Origin of the sequence: Duganella sp. BJB1802 (assembly GCF_013369445.1) — a bacterium.
Lineage (GTDB): Bacteria > Pseudomonadota > Gammaproteobacteria > Burkholderiales > Burkholderiaceae_D > Rugamonas > Rugamonas vulcania_A.
The window spans coordinates 339,798-359,745 of sequence record NZ_JABWEF010000001.1 but is presented as its reverse complement, the minus strand read 5'-3'; the positions used below and the strand labels follow the sequence as shown (position 1 = coordinate 359,745).

Sequence of the window (19,948 nt, the reverse complement as noted above, 5' to 3'; positions counted from 1 at the left end):
ATCCGAACCCGGTCAGAACACTTTGCTGATGGTCAGCTGCAACGCGGTCTTGCCCAGGAACTTGCCGTTGGCCGGCGAGGCGTAGGCGGTCTTGTCGGCGTTGGTGCCGATCACCGCCAGCGCGCCGGTCACCACGCCGAAGTCCTTGGTGGCGCCGATCTTCCAGTCGCTATAGCTCGATGCGCCGTTGTGCTTGACGTTCTGGTGGCCGGCGTGCAGGTTGATGGTGTAGCCCTCGCCCGCCTCGATGTTGGCGCCCAGGTCCACATAGCCGCTGTTCTTGCTGTCGACAAAGCCAAACAGGTTGGTCACCGAGTGCGAATACTTGATGTAGGCCGGGCCGTAACCGAGCTGGCCGTACACCTCGGTGGTGTTGGCGTTGGCGAAGCCGGCGACGTGCGACAGGCCGTTCGACGGATAGACATAGGTCAGCACGCCCACGTCGTAGGACACGTCGGCCGTGACCTGGCCGCGCTTGCCGGCGTAGATGTCCCACTCGATGTCGCCGCTGCCGCCGGCGTCCTTGGTCCACTTGATGGTCGACAGCCAGGTGCCGGCGTAGAAGCCGGTCGGGTTGTTGGTGTAGTCGAAGCCGCCCTGCAGCGCCGGCTTCAGGCGCGTCTGCGAGATGCCGCGATAGCGGTAGTCGCTGACCACGGCGGCGTTGAAACTGGTTTCGTTATCCGGCTTGGCGGCCGGCGCGGCATCCTCGGCGCGAGCCTGCGTGCCGGCGAAAGCAGCGGCGATGGCTGCGGCGAGTATTATTTTTTTCATGTTGAGGTCCTTCTTTCAGTGGTTAAGTCAAATCAAACGGTAAAAACTTCGCGGCACAGGGCGTCCATATCGGACGGCGGCTGGCCGTGGATGACGGTGCCGGCCAGCGTGGCCGACATCACCTGCGCCACATAGGCGCGCACCACGGCGCGCTCGGCGTCCGTGGGCTCGCCGGCGCCGCCCACCTGCACAAACAACACATGCAGGCCGGGGTTGAACATGCGCGCGGCGTTCAAGCGGGCGATCAGCTGGTAGCGGGTCGACAGGTCGGCCTGTTCCGGCGTCACGGGCACCACCGCCAGCCGCGCGGCGGCCAGCGCGGCGTGGCTCTCGGCGCTGTCGCGGCCCTCGGCATCGACCAGGACCACGGCCCCGCCGTCGCCGCCACGCGCCCCGGCAGCGGCGACAATCACAGCGCGCCCCGCGCCGCCAGCGGCGTCAGGCGGCCGAACTCGGCGCCCGGCAAGGCCCGCATCACCGCCTCCATCACCTGCGCCGCCAGCGCGCGCGACACGCACAGCCACACCCTGGCGCGGGCGCCGTGGTCGCAGGCCTCAACCCGCATGAACTCCATGGCGTCGCCGCAGGTACGCATCACCAGCGCCCGCAGCGCGGTGACCGCACCGCTGTCGACGGTGAGCTGCATCAGGCAGGCGCGCGGGCGCGGCGGCCGGGCTCGGTGCTGGTCCTGGGCGGCCCGGGTGTGGAAGAAAGCGTGCATGGCGTACCCCTGTGGTGAACGTTGCGATACCGGACAGCTTATCGGCGGCCCCGTAAAAACGGTCTAAAAAGGCGGGCCGGCCCTGTAAACATCGTGTATAAATTGCCCCGCGCGGTTTTTTTGCCGCGATTCAGCCCGGTTGAGGATAGAATACGCAAACGTCCGCATAAAACTGTACATAAACCCAGTATCGAAATTATCAGCTTGATCACGTATGGCCACTAAAAAACCAGTTTCCGACTACAGCGAAGCATCCATCCGGGTCCTCAAGGGCCTCGAACCCGTCAAGCAACGCCCGGGCATGTACACCCGCACCGAGAATCCGCTGCACATCATCCAGGAGGTGATCGACAATGCCTCGGACGAGGCGCTGGGCGGACATTGCAAAAACATCATCGTCACGCAGAACGCCGACGGCAGCATCACCGTCGAGGACGACGGCCGCGGCATCCCGGTCGGCCTGCACCCCGAGGAGGGCGTGCCGACCGTGGAAATCGTCTTCACCCGGCTGCACGCCGGCGGCAAGTTCGACAAGGGCTCGGGCGGCGCCTACGCCTTCTCGGGCGGCCTGCACGGGGTCGGCGTGTCGGTCACCAACGCGCTGTCCAAGCGGCTGGAGATCACCGTCTGGCGCAAGGAGCCCGACGGCACCGGCCTGCACAAGCTGGCCTTCGAGCACGGCGACGTGGTCGAGCCGCTGTCGTCCGTGGTGGCCCCGCGCGACGGCAAGAAGTCCGGCACCCGCGTCACCGCCTGGCCGGACGCCAAGTATTTCGACTCCCCCGCCATCTCGCAGACCGAGCTGCAGCGCCTGCTGCGCTCCAAGGCCGTGCTGCTGCCGGGCGTGACCGTCACGCTGACCAACGCCAAGACCGGCGAATCGCAGACCTGGCAGTACAACGACGGCCTGCGCGGCTACCTGACCGAGGCGCTGGCCCAGGCCACCGACGGCGAGACCTTGATCCCGCTGTTCGAGGGCGCGCAGTTCGCCACGCCGGACGCCGAGGGCTTCGCCGAGGGCGAGGGCGCGGCCTGGGTGGTGGCCTGGACCGAACAGGGCGCCGTGGTGCGCGAGTCCTACGTCAACCTGATCCCCACCCCCAACGGCGGCACCCACGAATCGGGCCTGCGCGACGGCCTGTACGGCGCGGTGAAAAACTTCGTCGAGATGCACTCGCTGCTGCCCAAGGGCGTCAAGCTGCTGCCCGAGGACGTGTTCGCGCGCGTCTCCTTCGTGCTGTCGGCCAAGGTGCTCGACCCGCAGTTCCAGGGCCAGATCAAGGAGCGCCTGAACTCGCGCGACGCGGTGCGCCTGGTGTCGACCTTCTCCAAGCCGGCGCTCGAGCTGTGGCTGAACCACCACGTCGACTACGGCAAGAAGCTGGCCGAGCTGGTCATCAAGCAGGCGCAGTCGCGCCTGCGCTCGCTGCAAAAGGTCGAGAAGAAGAAGTCGTCCGGCGTGGCCGTCCTGCCGGGCAAGCTGACCGACTGCGAATCGTCGGACGCCAGCCGCACCGAGCTGTTCCTGGTCGAGGGCGACTCGGCCGGCGGCTCGGCCAAGATGGGCCGCGACAAGGAATTCCAGGCCATCCTGCCGCTGCGCGGCAAGGTGCTCAACTCGTGGGAGACCGACAAGGACCGCCTGTTCGCCAACAACGAGATCCACGACATCTCGGTGGCGATCGGCGTCGACCCGCACGGCGTCGACAGCGCGCCCGACCTGTCCGGCCTGCGCTACGGCAAGATCTGCATCCTGTCCGACGCGGACGTGGACGGCTCGCACATCCAGGTGCTGCTGCTGACGCTGTTCTTCAAGCACTTCCCCGGCCTCATCGCCAACGGCAACATCTGCATCGCCCGCCCGCCGCTGTACCGGGTGGACGCGCCGGCGCGCGGCAAGAAGCCGATCCAGAAGCTGTACGCGCTCGACGCCGGCGAGCTGGTGGCGATCGAGGACAAGCTGCGCAAGGACGGCCTGAAGGAAGGCGCGTGGTCGATCTCGCGCTTCAAGGGCCTGGGCGAGATGAACGCCGAGCAGCTGTGGGAAACCACGATGAACCCGGACACGCGGCGCCTGCTGCCGGTGTCGCTGGGCGGCTATGGCCACGGCGAATCGGCCGCGCGCTTCAATATGCTGATGGGCAAGGGCGAAGCGGCCGCGCGCCGCGCCTGGATCGAAGAACACGGCAACGAAGCCGAAGCAGATATCTAATTACTGACCGACTATGACTCATCAAGCAAATCTCTTTGACGAACCGGCGCCGGAATCGGCGGCGGCGGCTCAACCTGCGACACCTGCGACACCTGCGCCCTCGCCTGCGCCCGCGCAAGCGGCCGGCGGCGCGGCCGCGCCCGACGCCCCAACCGCCATGCAGCCGGACGGCGGCGACAACGGCGGCAACGACGGCAACGGCGGCGACAACGGCGGCAACGACGGCAACGGCGGCGGCAACGGCGGCAACGACGGCCCGCTGGGCGGCGGCGACGACGGCGACGGCGGCGACACGCTGACCCTGTCCACCTTCGCCGAACGCGCCTACCTCGACTACGCCATCTCGGTGGTCAAGGGCCGCGCGCTGCCGGACGTGTGCGACGGCCAGAAGCCGGTGCAGCGCCGCATCCTGTACGCGATGAACGAAATGGGCCTGAACAGCACCGCCAAGCCGCGCAAGTCCGCCACCGTGGTCGGCGACGTGCTGGGCAAGCTGCACCCGCACGGCGACCAGTCGGTGTACGACGCCATGGTCCGCATGGCGCAGGACTTCTCGCTGCGCTACCCGCTGGTCGACGGCCAGGGCAACTTCGGCTCGCGCGACGGCGACGGCGCGGCGGCCATGCGCTACACCGAAGCCCGGTTGACGCCGATCGCCAAGGTGCTGCTCGACGAGATCAACCTGGGCACCGTGGAATTCCAGGCCAACTACGACGGCTCGACCGAGGAACCGTGCCTGCTGCCGGCGCGCCTGCCGATGGTGCTGCTCAACGGCGCCTCCGGCATCGCGGTCGGCCTGGCGACGGAAATCCCGTCGCACAACCTGGGCGAGGTGGCGCAGGCCGCCGTCGCCATGATCCGCAACCCGAAGATCGGCCACGCCGAACTGATGGCCATGATCCCCGGCCCGGACTTCCCCGGCGGCGGCCAGATCATCACCCCGCCGTCGCAGATCAGCGACATGTACGCGAGCGGCCGTGGCAGCATGAAGGTGCGCGCGCGCTGGAAGATCGAGGAACTGGCGCGCGGCCAGTGGCAGGCGGTGGTCACCGAACTGCCGCCGGGCACCTCGTCGCAGAAGGTGCTCGAAGAGATCGAGGAGCTGACCAACCCCAAGATCAAGATGGGCAAGAAGGCGCTGTCGCCGGAGCAGATCGCGCTCAAGTCGCTGATCCTCAACTCGCTCGACACCATCCGCGACGAATCGGGCCGCGCCGCGCCGGTGCGCCTGGTGTTCGAGCCGAAGTCCAAGAACCAGGACCAGACCGAATTCATGCTGCTGCTGCTGGCGCACACCTCGCTCGAATCGTCGGCCTCGATTAACCTGGTGATGATCGGCGGCGATGGCCGTCCGCGCCAGAAGGGCCTGACCGACATCCTGCAGGAGTGGATCGAATTCCGTTTCGCCACCGTCACCCGCCGCACGCAGTACAAGCTGGGCAAGGTCGACGCGCGCATCCACATCCTGGAGGGCCGCGAGACCATCCTGCTCAACATCGATGAAGTGATCCACATCATCCGCAACTCGGACGAACCGAAGGCGGCGCTGATGGAGCGCTTCCGCCTGTCGGAGATCCAGGCCGAGGACATCCTGGAAATCCGCCTGCGCCAGCTGGCCCGCCTGGAAGCGATCAAGATCCAGCAAGAGCTGGCCGAGCTGCGCAAGGAAAAAGGCCTGCTGCAGGACCTGCTCGACAATCCATCGTCGATGAAGCGCGCCATCATCAAGGAAATCGAGGCCGACGCCAAGACCTACGGCGACGCGCGCCGCACCCTGATCGAGGAAGCGCAAAAGGCCGTGGTGGAACAGAAGGTGGTGGACGAACCGGTCACCGTCATCATCTCGGAAAAAGGCTGGATACGCGCGCGCACCGGCATCGGCCACGACGCCGCGCAGTTCACCTTCAAGGCCGGCGACACGCTGTACGGCGCCTTCGAATGCCGCACGGTGGACAACCTGCTGGCCTTCGGCAGCAACGGCAAGGTGTATTCGGTGCCGGTGGCGGCGCTGCCGAACGCGCGCGGCGACGGCGTGCCGGTCACCACGCTGATCGACCTGGCCTCCGGCGCGCGCATCCTGCACTACTTCGCCGGCAGCGGCGCGACGCAGCTGATGCTGGCCACCAGCGCGGGCTTCGGCTTCGTCGCCAAGGCCGGCGACATGGTCAGCCGCATCAAGGGCGGCAAGGCCTTCATCACGCTGGAGGACGGCGACGTGCCGCTGCCGCCGGCGGTGATCGCCGACAGCGCCAGCGCGGTGGCCGTGTTGTCGGCCAACGCGCGGGTGCTGGTGTTCGGCATGGACGAGATGAAGGTGCTGACCAACGGCGGGCGCGGCGTGATCCTGATGGAGCTCGACGACAAGGAGACCCTGATCGCGGCCAAGCCGATCAGCCAGAAAGGCGTGATCGTGGCCGGCATCGGCCGTGGCGGCAAGGCGCAGGAGGAGCGCCTGTCGGCCTCCGCGCTGGCGGTCCACTTCGGCAAGCGCGCCCGCAAGGGCAAGGCGCTGGCGACCAGGATCAAACCCACCGCGCTGACGCCCATCGTCTAAGATCGGTACGAAAAGCCCGCCGGCTTCACGCCGGCGGGCTTTTTTCATGCTGCCTGCAGCTTGGTGCTTAGCTTAATGCTTGGCGGCGGCTTCCTTGACTTCGGCCGCCGATTTGGCTTTGACGGCGTCGGTCTTGTTGGCGGCGATGGCCTTGTCGGCGGTGGCGTCAACGGTTTCCTTGATCGCCTTGGCGTCGGCCTTCACGGCCTTCTTGCCGGCTTTTTCCTCGGCCTTGGCGACCGCCTTGTCGCCCTTGGCTTCCGCCTTGGCCTTGTCTTCCGGATCGGCCTTGGCTACCTTCTCATTGGCCTTGGCCTTCTCCACGTCGACATGGGCGGCCGCCTCGTCATGCGCCTTGTTGGCCTTGGCGACGGCCTTGTCGGCCTTCTTGTCGGCCTTGGCGTCGACCTTCAGTTCCTTCTGCTGCGCCTTGGCCACATCCTTGCCGGCTTCGGTTTCAGCCTTGACCACGGCAGGCGTGTTCTGGGCAAAGGCGGCGGTTGCGAACAGGCCGGCGATCAGGGTGGCGATAATTTTGTTCATGGTGTTTCCTCTCAAAGTTCATCGGGATGCGTTGCTGAGATCCAGAATAGGCCGATGAGAGGAAGCACTCTGTACGGTATCGTACTTAACGGGAATTACTTGCCCGCCCCCGGACGCGAGTACAAATCGATGATGGTGGTGATGGCGTCCGCGCACACCGCGCAGAACTGTCCGCTGCGGTCGAACATGATGCACTGCATCTGCGGACGGTAATAGCCGCTGGCCTCGTAGTTCGCGCCCTCGAACGCGCCCACCGTGTGGAAGTTCGGGTCCTTCGAGAACAGCGCGTTGGTCGACTCCAGGTCCTTGCGGAACAAGGCGCTCATCTCGGCCTCCGGCCGGTTGGCGGCGCGCAGCGCGGCGCGTTCCTTCTGGTAGGCGCGCGACGCCGTCTCATACGCCTCCTTCTGCCACGGCGTCGGCAGCGGCGTGCCGTCCTTGACGAACTTCTTCCATTTCAGCTGCGCGGGATCGCGCAGCGCGGTCGCATTCGGCTCCCACGGCTCCTGGCGCGTGCCGTTCGACTGGTAGGCCACCGGCGAGGTGTAGTACTCGTCGGCCAGGCCGGCGAAGTGGTGGCCGAATTCGTGCACGAACAGGTAGTTGGCCCAGTCGTTGCCCGCCGCCGCGGTGCTGAACTGGCCGAAGATGCCGCCGCCGCCGTAGGTCTCGTTGTTCACCAGGATCTCGATGAACTCGTACGGCGCGTACTGCGCCAGCTCGCGCAGCGCGCGGTTGTCGGTGGTGAGCACGTAACGCTCGCTGCCGAAGATGTCGTAGCGCGTGCCCAGCGGCGACGCGTGGTGCACGCCGGTCGACGGCCGCGACACGCCCGATTCTTCGGTCGGCAGCGCCAGCGCCCACACGTTGAAGTCCCTGGCGCGCTCCTTGAACGGCGAGGTGGCGAACAGGTGGTCGGCCAGCTTGCGCGCGGTCGCCTCGAACTTGGGCATGTCGGCCCTGGTGTAGCCGTCGCCCAGGATCAGCAGGTCGACCTTCTCAGGCGACGGGCCGTTGACGCGGATGGCGATCGGCTTGGGCGCGGCCGCCATCGACGCCGGCGGCACCTGCTTGCGCACCACGTCCATCGCATCGGTGTCGACCTCGGCGGTCCACACCACCGAGAAGGCGTTGCGGTCGTCGCGCTTCAGGATACGCACGCGCACCGGGCGGTCCGGCTTGGGGAAGCGCACCGACTCCTGGAAGCCGCGATTGGCGTGCGCCGCCTCGTCGGTGCTGCGCCATTCGGCGAACACGGTGGAGTAGCCGCGCGAGTACAGCAGCTCGCCGGTCTTGGCGTCCACCACTTCGACCATGTTGTTGCCTCGGTTGGTGTCGTCGATGGTGCGGCGCATGTCGCCCGGCCACGGCAGCGGCTCGATCACCACGCGCTCCATCGCGTAGCTTTCGTTGAGCGCGTTGCCGCTGTGGATGTAGTCGAGACGGATGGTGGCCGGTTGCGCGGCCAGCGCGGGGACGGCGGCGATGGCGGCGATAGCGGCCAGCGCGTAAGAGACGAAGCGGTTCATGGAACTCCTGTGGTTCGGTGTACGGTGACCGCCATTGTAATCCCGCTCAATTCGGGCCGGTAAATGAAAAAGGGCGCTGCCGGTGTGAACCGGACAACGCCCTGCCTGGCCGGCGGGGTCTTCCCGACCGTCGCGGCTTACATCTGCCAGCGCAAGGCGGCCGAGACCGAACGTCCGATCTGCAGCGTACCGAAATTGGTCAACTGCGGCGTCCCCGCGCTGCCGAAGTGGTAGTACTGCTGCTGCATTTCGTTGGTCAGGTTGACGCCGCTGATATCGACCGACATCCGGTCGTTGATCTTGTAGGAGATCTGCATGTCCACGCTCTTTTCCGGCTGACGCCAGATGCCGATCGGATTGGCGAACAAGGCCGCTTCGTTCCTGGCCAGGAAGCCGGAGCGCCACACATAGGACAGGCGCGCGCTGACCGGACCCTTTTCGTAGGCCAGCGTGGCGTTGTACGAGCTGTGCGACACGCCGAAGAACGGCGTCTCGAGCTGCGAGACGATGACGCCGGCATCATTGGCGTCGGGGACGTTCTGCGACGAGGTCAGCCGCGTGTAGCTGCCCTGGATGCCCAGGCCGTCCAGCAGGCTCGGCAGCCCTTTCGGGAAGTAGATCAAGCCGAGCTCGCCGCCTTTGATGTCGCCGTTGGAGGCGTTGACCGGCGAGTTGATGACGTAGTCGTAGCCGTTCGTATGGTCGCCGCCCGAGGTCGAGTTGCGGAACGGGTCGTTCGCCGGATCGACGTGCACCTTGTGACGCAAGCTCACCACCAGGCCGTCGATCTTGCGCTTGAACAGCGTGCCGTACAGCGCGCTGTCCTTCTGGAAGTACCACTCGCCCGTCAGGTCGAGGTTCTTGGAGTGGGTCGGCTTCAGGTCGGGATTGCCGCCGCTGCCCGAGCCATAACCCACCTTGGACACGTCGTCGCCCAGTTGCAGGACGGGATTCAGGTCGCCGAAAGTCGGGCGGCGCAGGGTTTCGCCGTAGTTGAAGCGCACCACGACGTCCTTGGCCGGGTCGTAAATCAGGGTCATGCTGGGCAGGACCTTGCTGGTCGACTTGCTGGCGCCGGACGGCGTGACCGCCTTGGTGGTGGCGTCGACCTTGTAGAAGTTCATGTCGGTATCGACCTTGACATAGCGCGCGCCGAAATTGCCGCGCAGGCGATGGCCGAACAGCTCGTTCTGGGTGTTCCCCATCACGAACAGGTTCTTCGTCTTTTCATCGACGTCGAAGGTCTTCTGCAGGCTCAGCTTGTCGGTCGTCAGGAAGTTCGCATCGGCCGCGTTGTACATCTTGCGCCACTCGTCGATATGGTCGCGGATGTAGTAGGCGTTGGGCTCCACCCAGGAGCGCGGAACGTCCGAGATGGACGTGCCGAAGTTCGCGTTGGTGGAGGAATACGCCGCGCCCAGCGAGGCCAGGTTGCGGCCCAGGAAGGCCGATTGCGTCCGGTTGGCCTCCGACGCCTTGCGGTCGTCGAAGCGCGCGCCGAACTGGATCGACTGCAGCGCACCCCAGTCGGCATCGTAGACGCCGCCCAGGCTGGCGGTCGCGGCGCTGCCCTTGTTGCGGTTGGCGGTGTCGTAGAACTGCGCGACATTCCACTTGCTCGGGTCGGTCAGGTCGGCGTTGTTGTTGAAGCGGAAGGCCGTGTTGTTGCCGCCGCCATTGAAGTCGACCGAGATGGACGGCGCGACGCGATCGATCCGGGTGGCGGTGAATTCCGAGTGGAAGGTGCTGGTCTGGTACGACAGGTCGCCTTCCAGCTTCAGCTTGTCGCTGATGTCCCACTTGCCGTTCAGGGCATACACGTAGGAGTCGGTCGCCGACGTGGTGTAGTCGCCGCTGTTGAAGCCGTAGACGTTGTTGACGTTGCGGCTCTTGATGATGTTCGTCCCCGGGAAGGTCGTGATCGAGCTGGCGGGGTTGCTGCCGAGGTCACCCCACCAGTCGACAAAGCTGAACAGCAACTGGTTGAAGGTCTTGTCGCGATAACCGTTGTACATCGATTCGAAGGTGTAGACCGAATCGCTGTTCGGTTTCCACTGCAGGGCGATGTTGGCGGCGGGACGCTCGCGGTCGCCCTTGAGGTCGCTCTGAAAAACGGCGTCGCGCGCCAGGTAGTACGGATAAGCCTTGCCGTTGAAATCCAGCGTCGAACCGGCCGCGGTCGGCAAGCCGGTATGGGTGCCGGGCGTCCAGATGTTGTTGTCGAAGATGCGCTGCAGCGGCGTGTAGCCCGCGGGAACCTCGGCGGCGTTCGGACTGGTGAACGGCACCATCGCGCCCGGCGTCACGCTTTCGTTGCGATATTTCGTCTTGACTTCCGACAGGTTGACCAGCGCGCCGACTTCGCCGATGCCGGTTTGCCAGCGGTTGCTGAACATGGCGCTGAGCTGCGGGTTGGCCTTGTTCGCGGGTTCGAGATAGGTTTCACGGGCCGACAGCGAAATCTTCTGGCCCTTGAAATCGAACGGCCGCAGCGACTTCACGTCGACCTGGCCGGCAATGCCGGTTTCCAGCTGGCTGGCGTCGCGCGTCTTGTAGACGTCGATCTGGCGAACCAGGGTCGACGGAATGTCCTGGAGCGCGACCTGGGTGCCGGACGCGGTGAAAATGGTGCGGCCGTTCCAGGTTGTCTGGACGTCGGGCAGGCCACGGATGGACAAGGTGCCGACCTCGCCGCCGGCGCGGTCGGTGACCTGGATGCCCGTCACGCGCTGCAGCGCTTCGACGACATTGTTGTCGGGCAGCTTGCCGATGTCTTCGGCGACAATCGATTCCACCACCTGGTCGCTGGTGCGCTTGATCGCCAGGCTCTTGATCAGCGATGCCTTGACGCCTGTGACCACCACGGTCGCGGCGTCGGTCGGTTCTGTCTTTGCGGCGGCCTCTTGCGCCCACACCGAGGCGCTGCTGAGCAGGCCGGCGCCCATCAGCGCAGTCACGGTCAGCTTCAAGGCGAATGGACGTGCAGATACTTGCGTTTTCATACGTCTCCTGTATTTCTAGTTATGGATAAATTTGCTTCTCTAAAATCATCTTAGAGACGCGGCAATAATCAAGCCAATCAATTTTTCTGGGTTTTTAATACCCGTTTCAATATCATGCGGGTCTTGGGGAGGGACGATCAGCTGCGCGCGGGCAGGCGGTTCGCGAGCGGCGTGGCCACGATGGATTTTTCATCCCGGCGCAATTCCGTCGGAATTCAACGACAAGGATGGAAAGGGCCGATCGATGCAGGGAACGCTTTACAGGGCAACGCCTGAAGCATTCAGTTTTTTTGCACCAGCGACTGGCCGATGTCGAGCGGACGGATGTCGAGCCGCATGTTCAGGATCGAATAGCTCTGCGGCGCCGCCGACGCGTAGCCCACGCTGTCGCGCGTCTTGGAGAAGGTGAACTGGAAGCCCAGCTCCGGCAGCGTCGTATTGCGGCCGCTGGTGGCGATGCCGATCGCCTCGCTGCGGCGGTTGTTCATCAGGTTCTCCATCAGCTCGACCACCGCGTTCCTGCCCAGGATGTCGGCCGAGAACACCGGCTCGCGCAGCATCGCCGCGTGCGCCTTGAGCTTGCCGCCCGCCTTGGCCTGCGACGGCGTGAACGTGTGCGTGCCCAGGTCGTACCGGTCGCCCCGGTCCAGGTAGCTGATCACCGCATTGGAGACGTTGAAGCCGGCGCTGGCCGGATCGGTGGTGGCGCGGGTCAGGTCGATCAGCAGCGCGCCCTTGTGGCCGACGATCTCCACCCGGCGCCTGCTGTCGACCACCATCGCCGTGTTCTCGTCGATGCCCAGCCCGAACTTGTAGCCTTTCTTGAGCATGGCCGGGATCATGCGCGCGAAGCGGCCGCGCACCAGCAGGTGCTGGTCGACGAACACGTCGTCGCCGATGAAGCCCAGCCCCGGCGCGATCTCCCTGCCCTCGGTGACGCCGCCGCGCAGCGTGGCGAACACCGTGTTCGGCGCGTAGAACATGGTGCTGCTCATGATGGCCGCGCCGGCGCTGCTGCCGGCCACCACGCCGCCGCCGCGGTACAGCTCCCACACCGCGTCCAGCACCGCGCTGCGGCTGCCGTCCTCGCGCACCAGCGCCTGCGTGATGCGGGCCTGGTCGCCGCCGACGAAGAACACGCCACCGGCCGCGCGCACCGCCGCCGCCAGCTCGGGATCGTCGGCCGCCTGGCGGAAATCGCGCCCGGCCAGCCGGACCGCCAGCGGCACCAGGAAGGCGTCCGCCCCGTATTGATTGAGGTAGCCGACGATGGCCTCGCCCACCGGCCCCGGATCGGCGGCGGCCGACGGCAGCACCGCCACCCGCGCGCCCGGTCCGCCGGCCAGTTGCACGATGCGGCGCCAGACGTCGGCGTTGTCCGGCCGCAGGTTGCCGCCGATGATGACCAATGAACCCCTGGGCGCCGGCGGCGCGGCCTCCGTGGCCGCCAGCGCATCGCCCGGCGGCATGGCGAACATCAGCGCCGCCCTCAGGCAATGCTTCAAGATTGACATCCGCATAACCGCCCCCGCCATGAAAAAATGGGATGGCGCCCGAAGGCACCATCCCATCCAATATACCCGATTTCGCGCCGCCGTCAGCGATAGCGGTACAGCGGCTGCTGCAGCTGGATCGGCCGGATGTCCATGCGCAGCTTGAGCACCGAATACGCCTCCACCTCGGTCGAGCTGTAGCCGACGCTGTTGATGGTTTTACTGAAGCGGAACTCGAAGCCCAGGTCCGGATAGGCGTCGCGCGGATTGCCGAAGGCGATGCCGATGGCTTCCTGCTGGGCGTTGTCGATCAGGTTGACCATCAGGTCCAGCACCGCGTTGTTGCCCAGGATGTCGTTGGTGTAGACCGGTTCGCGCGTGTCGGGCTGGTTGGGATCGAGCTTGTTGTCGGCCTTGTCCGGCGACGGCGTGAACTCGCGCGTGACCAGGTTGAACTTGTCGCCCCGGTCCAGATAACTGATGGTGGCGTTGCTGATGTTGAAGCCCTTCACGCCGCGGTCGGTGATCGCGGCCGACAGGTCCAGCAGCAGCGCGCCGCTGTAGCCGATGATCTCGACGTCGCGCTTGGCGTTGACCACCATCGCGCTGTTCTCGTCGATGCCCAGGCCGATCTGGTAGCCCTTCTTGAGCATCACCGGGATCATGCGCGCGAAGCGGCCGCGCACCAGCAGGTGCTGGTCGACGAACACGTCGTCGCCGATGAAGCCCAGGCCGGCCGCGATCTCGTGGCCGTCGTTGACGCCCTGCTTGAGCATGTCCAAGGTCGGCTTGGCGTCGTAGAACATGGTGGTGCTCATGATGGCCGCGCCGGCGCTGGAGCCGGCCACCACGCCGCCGTCGCGGTACACGTCCCACACCGCGTCCAGCGCCGCCGTGTGCTTGCCGTCCGGGCGCACCAGCGCCTTGGTGATGCGGGCCTGGTCGCCGCCGGTGAAGTAGATGCCGGTGGCCGAATGGATGGCCGCCACCACCTCGGGATCCTCGGCCGCCTTGCGGTAGTCGCTATTGGGCAGCGTCACGCCGAGCGGGATGAAGAAGGCCTGGGCGCCGTACTGGTTCAACTTGTTGACCGTGTTCTGCGCCGACTTCTCGGGATTGATCGAGGCCGAGCCGAACACGCCGATGCGCGCGCCCTTGCCGCCGGCCAGCTGCACGATGCGCTGCCAGACTTCGGCGTTGTCGGCGCGCAGGCCGCCGCCGATGATGACCAGGCTGCCCGCCGGCGGCGCCAGCACCGGCTTGGGCGGCGGCACCGCCTTGGCCGGCTTGCTGGACTTGACCGGCGCCTTGGCGCCAGGCGTGGCGCCGCCGCCCTGCGCCGCGCACACGCCTGCGGCGCCGACCACCAGCAGCCACAGCATGACGAGACGCCGCAGCGTAAAACCTGTTAATTTCATGTTGCCCTTCCGATGAAAACCGGCGCCAGGCTCTCGCCCGGCGCCGTCGATAATGCAGATGATACCAATCTATTACGTGCTCCGCCTTAAAGCATCATTACGTTACATTACTTGAAGGCGTAATTGGCGCTGGCGTAGAAGCGGCGGCCGCGCGGATCGGTGTAGGTCGGATCATAGCCCGAGATGAAGTAGAAGGCCTGGTTCGAGTACGGCGGCGCCGTGTCGAACAGGTTCTGCACGCCGGCGCGCAGCTTGAACGCCTTGTTGACCTGCCAGGCGCCCGACAGGTCCCACAGCGAGTAGGCCTTCACGTGGTTGGCCGCCACCACCGTGCCGTCGTCGGTGTTGATGGCCGAGTTCTGGTCCTCGTAGCCGCGCGAATAGGTGTTCGACAGGCTGGCCGACAGCGGGCCGCGCTCCCAGTCGAAGGTGACGGTGTGGCGCCAGCGCGGCACCACGCCGTCGGTGACGAAGCGGCCCAGGTTGCTCAGGTAGGGGTCGCCCACGGCGTTCTGGATCTTCGAGTTGAGCACGTAGGTGCCCGACAGGTGGCCGCCGAAGGTGCCGGCCCAGGTCTTGACGTCGCGGTAGTCCAGCGTCAGGTCCAGGCCCGAGGCCAGCTGCGCGCCGCGGTTCTCCTTGCGCATGTCGATGTAGTCGATCTTGCCGTTGGCCTTGCGGTGCACCAGGCTGCCGTACTTGGCCAGGTTGCCCAGGATGATGTCGTCGCCGATCTCGCTGATCAGGTCGGTGCGCTTGATGTTCCAGTAGTCCAGCGTCATGCTGGCCTGCTTGGACGGCTCGATCACCATGCCCAGCGAGTACTGGCGGCTGTGCTCGGGCTTGAGGTCGACGTTCGAATAGCGGCGCGTGTTCCAGTTGTCGGCGCAGTCGGCCAGGCTGTTGTCGACCGTGGCGCACAGCACCGGGTCGGGCAGCGTCGCGGTGCTGCTGTAGACGGTCGGCCGGTACAGGTCCGACATCGACGGCGCGCGGAAGCCGCGTCCGGCCGAGGCGCGGAACAGCATGGTCTTGGCCGGCATGTAGCTCACGCCGATCTTGGGACTGGCGGCGCCGCCGACCACCTGGTAGTGGTCGTAGCGCGCCGACAGCTGCGCCTCCCACTGCTTGTTGAACGGCAGCAGCAGCTCGCCGTACACCGCCTGCACCGTGCGCTTGTCGCTGGTGGGACGGCCGCCCTCGGGCGCGTCGTCGTTGTTGATGTTGTTACTGAGCAGCAGCGCCGACGGCGTGAAGTCGGTGCGCTCGTGGCGCAGCTCGCCGCCCACGGCCAGCGCGGCCTCGCCGCCGGCCAGCGTGCCGACCGCGTGCGAGACCTTGAAGTCCAGCGAGTCCATCACGCCGCGCGCGTGGCGCACGTCGTCGTTGACCTGGATCGAATCGAGCAGCGCCACGCCGGCCGCGCTGGACGGGCCGAAGGGGTTGATGGTGCCGTCGTAGATGCCCTGCACCAGCTTGTCGTACAGCAGGTAGCCGTGGGTGTCCTTGTCCTTGATGGTGTTGACGCTGTGGTTCAGGCCGATGTCGTAGTCGAAGCCGCGCGCGCTGCCGGTCAGGCCGACCACGTAGCGCTGGCTTTCGCTGGTGAGCTCGCTGGTGCGGCGGCCGGCGTCGTTCAGGCGGATGCGCAGCTCGACGTCGCCGACCACGTCGTCGTCCGCGCTGGCCTCGTCCGAATCGAGGTTGTACTTGGCCAGCGCCGGGATCTTCTTGTAGTTGATCGGCGCGCTCACGCGCGCGGTCGAGGCCACGTAGTTGGTCTTGGAGCGGCTCAGCGCGATCTCGGCGAACAGCTGGTTGTCGGCGTTGAGCTGCAGCACGCCGCGCGTGAGCAGGTTGGCCTTGTCCGACTTCGGATACAGCTCGGTGTCGCGCATGTAGTTGTAGGTGCAGGCGTCGACCCCGCCGATGCCGGCCGGCAGGTACAGATTGGCCGGCGGCGCGCAGTTCGGCACCGACAGGTTGATGGTGCGGTTGGTCAGCGGCTTGCCGTTGAGGGTGAAGCCGTTGTCGTTCAGGTAGTCGCGCTGGGCGCCGGTCAGGCGGATGTTGGCCGGCGAGGTGAAGCCCGACAGCAGGTGCGGCAGGCGCTCGGGGATTTGCAGCTTGTCGATGAACTTGCGCTGCGAGGTGCTCAGCGCGTCGGTGCGCTGCAGGTCCACCACCGCGAACACATTGTAGCCGTCCCTGGCCAGGTCGCCGGTGCCGGCGGTCAGGGTGGCGGTGCGCTTGCCGGCGCCGCCCTCGTCGGTCTTGGCGCCGTAGGCGTTCAGCTCCACGCCCTGGAAGTCCTTGCGGGTGATGAAGTTGATCACGCCGCCGATGGCGTCGGTGCCGTACAGCGCCGAGGCGCCGTCCAGCAGCACCTCGACGCGCTGGATGGCGGCGGCCGGGATGTTGTTCAGGTCGACGCCGGTGTCGTCGCCGGGCGAGGCGAAGTTGGCCATGCGGCGGCCGTTGAGCAGCACCAGCGTGGACGAAGTGCCGATGCCGCGCAGGTTGGCGCTGTTGAAGCCGCGCTGGTCGTGGCCGTCGGTGATGCTGGCGCCGTCGGTCAGGCCGCCGACGTTGGCCGACACCCGCGCCATCAGCTCGGAGGCGGTGGTCACGCCGGCCTTCTCTATCTCCTCGCGGGTGATCACCTGCACCGGCAGCGCCGTCTCGGACTCGATGCGGCGGATCGCCGAACCGGTGATCTCCACCCTCGGCAGCACGGTCGGATTGGTTGGCGCCTCCTGCGCCAGCGCCGCCTGCCCCAGCAGACCCGCCACCGCGCCCGCGCTCAGGGCCAGGCGCACCGATCGCGCCATCGTCGAAACTCGCATGCTTTGCACATCACCCATGGTTTTTCTCTCTGATTGTTATATAAATGATTTCATAAAACTAACTGTACGCAAGTCGCAGGGAAAACTCAAGAAACCCGGGCCCGTTTCGCCGCGCAGCGATTTACTTTGTGAAAATAGTGCTACATACTCAATCTTTGTCGAAAAAACCCGCCCCGCCATGCAAGTACAACAACATCCCCTGACCGGCCCGCACAGCAGCGCCGCCTACCAACTGACCAGTTTTCACTACGGCCGCCCCGGCGCCGGCAAAAAGGTCTACATCCAGGCCTCGCTGCACGCCGACGAGGTGCCCGGCATGCTGGTGGCGCAATTCCTGCGCAAGGAGCTGGCCGCGCTGGACGCGGCCGGGCGCATCGCCGGCGAAGTGGTCCTGGTGCCGGCCGCCAACCCGATCGGGCTGGCGCAGGCCATCCACGGCGCCGCCTTCGGCCGCTTCGACCTCACCACCGGCATCAACTTCAACCGCTCGTACAAGCACGTGGCCGACGACCTGAAACAGTCGCTGGACGGCCTGCTGGGGCCGGACGCCGACGCCAACGTGCGGCTGATCCGCGAGCACGCGCGCGCCTCGATCGCCGCCTGGCAGCCGGCCACCGACGCCGACGCGCTCAAGAAAACGCTGATGACGCTGGCAGTGGACGCCGACATCGTGCTCGACCTGCACTGCGACAACGAGGCGGTGCTGCACATGTACGCCGGCACGCCGCTGGCCGAGGCGGCCGCGCCGCTGGCGGCCATCCTGGGCGCGCACGCGCTGCTGCTGGCCTACCAGGCCGGCGGCGAACCGTTCGACGAGGCCTGCAGCCGGCTGTGGTGGGACCTGGATAAGCACTTCGAGGGCCGCTACCCGATCCCGGCCGCCTGCCTGTCGACCACGGTCGAGCTGCGCGGCGAGATGGAGGTCAGCTACGCGCTGGCCGAGCGGGACGCGGCCGGCCTGATCCAGTTCCTGACGCTGAGCGGCGTGCTGCTGGCGGCCGACGCCGCCGCAGCGGCCGCGGCGGCCGTGCTGCCGGCGCCGCTGTGCGCGGCCACGCCGCTGGAGGGGGTCGAACCGCTGTACGCGCCGCACGCCGGCATCCTGGTCTACACGCGCGAGCTGGGCGCGCGGGTGGCGCCGGGCGACGCCATCGCCGACCTGATCGACCCGGTCGGCGGCGACACCACGGTGATCCGCGCCGGCGTGGCCGGCGTGTTCTTCGCGCGCAGCGCGCACCGCCACGTGATCCGTGGCATGAACGTCGGCAAGATCGCCGGCGCCCAGGCCTACCGGGCCGGCGACCTGCTGAGCCAATAAGATGACCACCAAAAAATTCAAGCTGCCGCACACCTTCGTCCTGCTGTTCATCATCCTGGCGCTGATCGCCGGGGCCACCTGGCTGGTCCCGGGCGGCAAGTACGACACCCACCTGGTCAACGGCAAGCAGCTGATCGACCCGGACAGCTTCCACTACATCGCCAGCGCGCCGCAGGGGCTGGCGGCGCTGATGAAGGCGCCGATCAACGGCTTCGTCGACGCCGCGCTGATCATCGGCTTCGTGCTGATCGTCGGCGGCGCCTTCGCCGTGCTGCAAAAGACCGAGGCGGTCGACTCGATGATCAAATCGCTGGCGCGCGCGCACGACAGCTCGGTGATCATCCAGCGGGCGCTGATCCCGGTGTTCGTCACCATGTTCTCGATCGGCGGCGCCACCTTCGGCATGAATGAAGAAGCCATACCGTTTATATTGATTTTCGTGCCGCTGGCGCTGGCGCTGGGGTATGACACCATCACCGGCGTCTCGATCCCCTTCCTCGGCTCGCAGGTCGGCTTCTCGGCCGCGTTCCTGAATCCGTTCAACGTCGGCATCGCGCAGGGCATCGCCGGCGTGCCGGTGTTTTCCGGCTGGGCCTACCGGGTGATCGTATGGGTGATCGCCACCGCCGTCACCATCGTATTCCTGATGTGGTACGCCGCGCGCGTCAAGAAGACGCCGGAGCTCAGCCCGACCTATGCGCTGGACCAGGACAAACGGCGCGAACAGCCGCACGGCCTGGGCGAGTTCCACGGCATGACCGGGCGGCACAAGCTGGTGCTGGCGATCTTCGTCGGCGCGCTGGTCGTCATGGTGGGCGGCGTGGTGCTGTACGACTGGTACATCCACGAGATCGCCGCGCTGTTCCTGACGATGGGCATTGTCATCGGCCTGGTGGGCGGGCTCGACTCGGGCGAGATCGTCGAAGGCTTCATCCAGGGCGCGCGCGATTTGGTGGGGACGGCGCTGGTGATCGCGCTGGCGCGCGGCACGATGATCCTGGCGCGGGACGCCCACATCATCGACACCATGCTGCATGCGCTGATGCCGCTGGTGCAGTCGTCCAGCCCGATCTTCTCGGCGTGGAAGATGTTCGGCATCCAGACCGTGATCAACTTCTTCATCCACTCCGGCAGCGGCCAGGCCGCGCTGACGATGCCGATCATGGCGCCGCTGGCCGACCTGGTGGGCGTCACGCGGCAGACCGCGATATTGGCGTTCCAGTTCGGCGAATTCACCACGCCGATGATCCCGACGTCGGGCATCACGGTGGGCGTGCTGGCCCTGGCGCGCATCCCATGGATCACCTGGGCCAAGTGGATGGTACCGCTGCAACTGATCTACGCCGCACTGGCGCTCGCCCTGCTGGTCCCGCCCTGCCTGATGAACTGGCAATAAAGAAATTTGGGGTCAAGTCTGACATTCGGACACGAGCTCAACTGTAGCGCGCCGCTACAGTTGAGCTCGTGTCCGAATGTCAGACTTGACCCCGCTGTTTTAGCTCCGTCTGATAGACCAACATCAATGGCGAGTCGACGCC

13 protein-coding genes are annotated in these 19,948 nt (G+C 66.3%); 4 read left to right on the top strand and 9 right to left on the bottom strand.

Annotated features, from left to right (window positions below):
* Positions 1 to 12: 12 nt before the first annotated feature.
* Genes HUX88_RS01655 through HUX88_RS01645 form a run of 3 tightly spaced genes read right to left on the bottom strand, consistent with a single transcriptional unit; the run spans position 13 to position 1,495 of the window.
* Entirely contained in the window at positions 13 to 774 is a 762-nt protein-coding gene (locus HUX88_RS01655; protein WP_176360602.1) for a TorF family putative porin, read from the bottom strand.
* A gap of 32 nt (positions 775 to 806) precedes the next feature.
* On the bottom strand, positions 807 to 1,187 hold the full coding sequence (locus HUX88_RS01650; RefSeq protein ID WP_176360601.1) for a hypothetical protein: 381 nt from the start codon (positions 1,185 to 1,187) through the stop codon (positions 807 to 809).
* A complete protein-coding gene (locus tag HUX88_RS01645; RefSeq protein WP_176360600.1) occupies positions 1,184 to 1,495 on the bottom strand; it encodes a hypothetical protein in 312 nt (103 codons plus the stop codon). Before HUX88_RS01645 ends, HUX88_RS01650 begins: the two co-directional genes overlap by 4 nt.
* Before the next feature lie 214 nt (positions 1,496 to 1,709).
* Here HUX88_RS01645 and HUX88_RS01640 point away from each other — a divergent pair, with 214 nt between their 5' ends.
* Positions 1,710 to 3,707, top strand: coding sequence for a DNA topoisomerase IV subunit B (locus HUX88_RS01640; RefSeq protein WP_176360599.1), 1,998 nt, complete (start codon positions 1,710 to 1,712; stop codon positions 3,705 to 3,707).
* 13 nt (positions 3,708 to 3,720) lie between these two features.
* A complete protein-coding gene (gene parC, locus HUX88_RS01635; protein WP_229219151.1) occupies positions 3,721 to 6,261 on the top strand; it encodes a DNA topoisomerase IV subunit A in 2,541 nt (846 codons plus the stop codon).
* A gap of 72 nt (positions 6,262 to 6,333) precedes the next feature.
* Here the strand turns inward: parC and HUX88_RS01630 are convergent, their stop codons facing one another.
* From HUX88_RS01630 to HUX88_RS01605, 6 genes are all read right to left on the bottom strand, one after another.
* Entirely contained in the window at positions 6,334 to 6,804 is a 471-nt protein-coding gene (locus HUX88_RS01630) for a hypothetical protein (RefSeq protein ID WP_117012113.1), read from the bottom strand.
* A gap of 95 nt (positions 6,805 to 6,899) precedes the next feature.
* Positions 6,900 to 8,333 (bottom strand): IgA Peptidase M64, encoded by a 1,434-nt coding sequence (locus HUX88_RS01625; protein ID WP_176360598.1) that lies wholly within the window; start codon positions 8,331 to 8,333, stop codon positions 6,900 to 6,902.
* A gap of 137 nt (positions 8,334 to 8,470) precedes the next feature.
* On the bottom strand, positions 8,471 to 11,335 hold the full coding sequence (locus HUX88_RS01620; protein ID WP_176360597.1) for a TonB-dependent receptor: 2,865 nt from the start codon (positions 11,333 to 11,335) through the stop codon (positions 8,471 to 8,473).
* A gap of 281 nt (positions 11,336 to 11,616) precedes the next feature.
* Complete coding sequence (locus HUX88_RS01615; RefSeq protein ID WP_176360596.1) at positions 11,617 to 12,855, bottom strand: cyanophycinase; 1,239 nt, start codon at positions 12,853 to 12,855, stop codon at positions 11,617 to 11,619.
* Positions 12,856 to 12,932: 77 nt separating this feature from the next.
* Complete coding sequence (locus HUX88_RS01610) at positions 12,933 to 14,246, bottom strand: cyanophycinase (protein WP_117013853.1); 1,314 nt, start codon at positions 14,244 to 14,246, stop codon at positions 12,933 to 12,935.
* A gap of 107 nt (positions 14,247 to 14,353) precedes the next feature.
* Positions 14,354 to 17,092 (bottom strand): TonB-dependent receptor, encoded by a 2,739-nt coding sequence (locus tag HUX88_RS01605; protein ID WP_229219150.1) that lies wholly within the window; start codon positions 17,090 to 17,092, stop codon positions 14,354 to 14,356.
* 178 nt (positions 17,093 to 17,270) lie between these two features.
* Between HUX88_RS01605 and HUX88_RS01600 the strand changes: the two genes are divergently transcribed.
* On the top strand, positions 17,271 to 18,410 hold the full coding sequence (locus tag HUX88_RS01600) for a succinylglutamate desuccinylase/aspartoacylase family protein (RefSeq protein ID WP_117013855.1): 1,140 nt from the start codon (positions 17,271 to 17,273) through the stop codon (positions 18,408 to 18,410).
* Position 18,411: 1 nt separating this feature from the next.
* Positions 18,412 to 19,806, top strand: coding sequence for a YfcC family protein (locus tag HUX88_RS01595; protein ID WP_117013856.1), 1,395 nt, complete (start codon positions 18,412 to 18,414; stop codon positions 19,804 to 19,806).
* Positions 19,807 to 19,948: the final 142 nt, after the last annotated feature.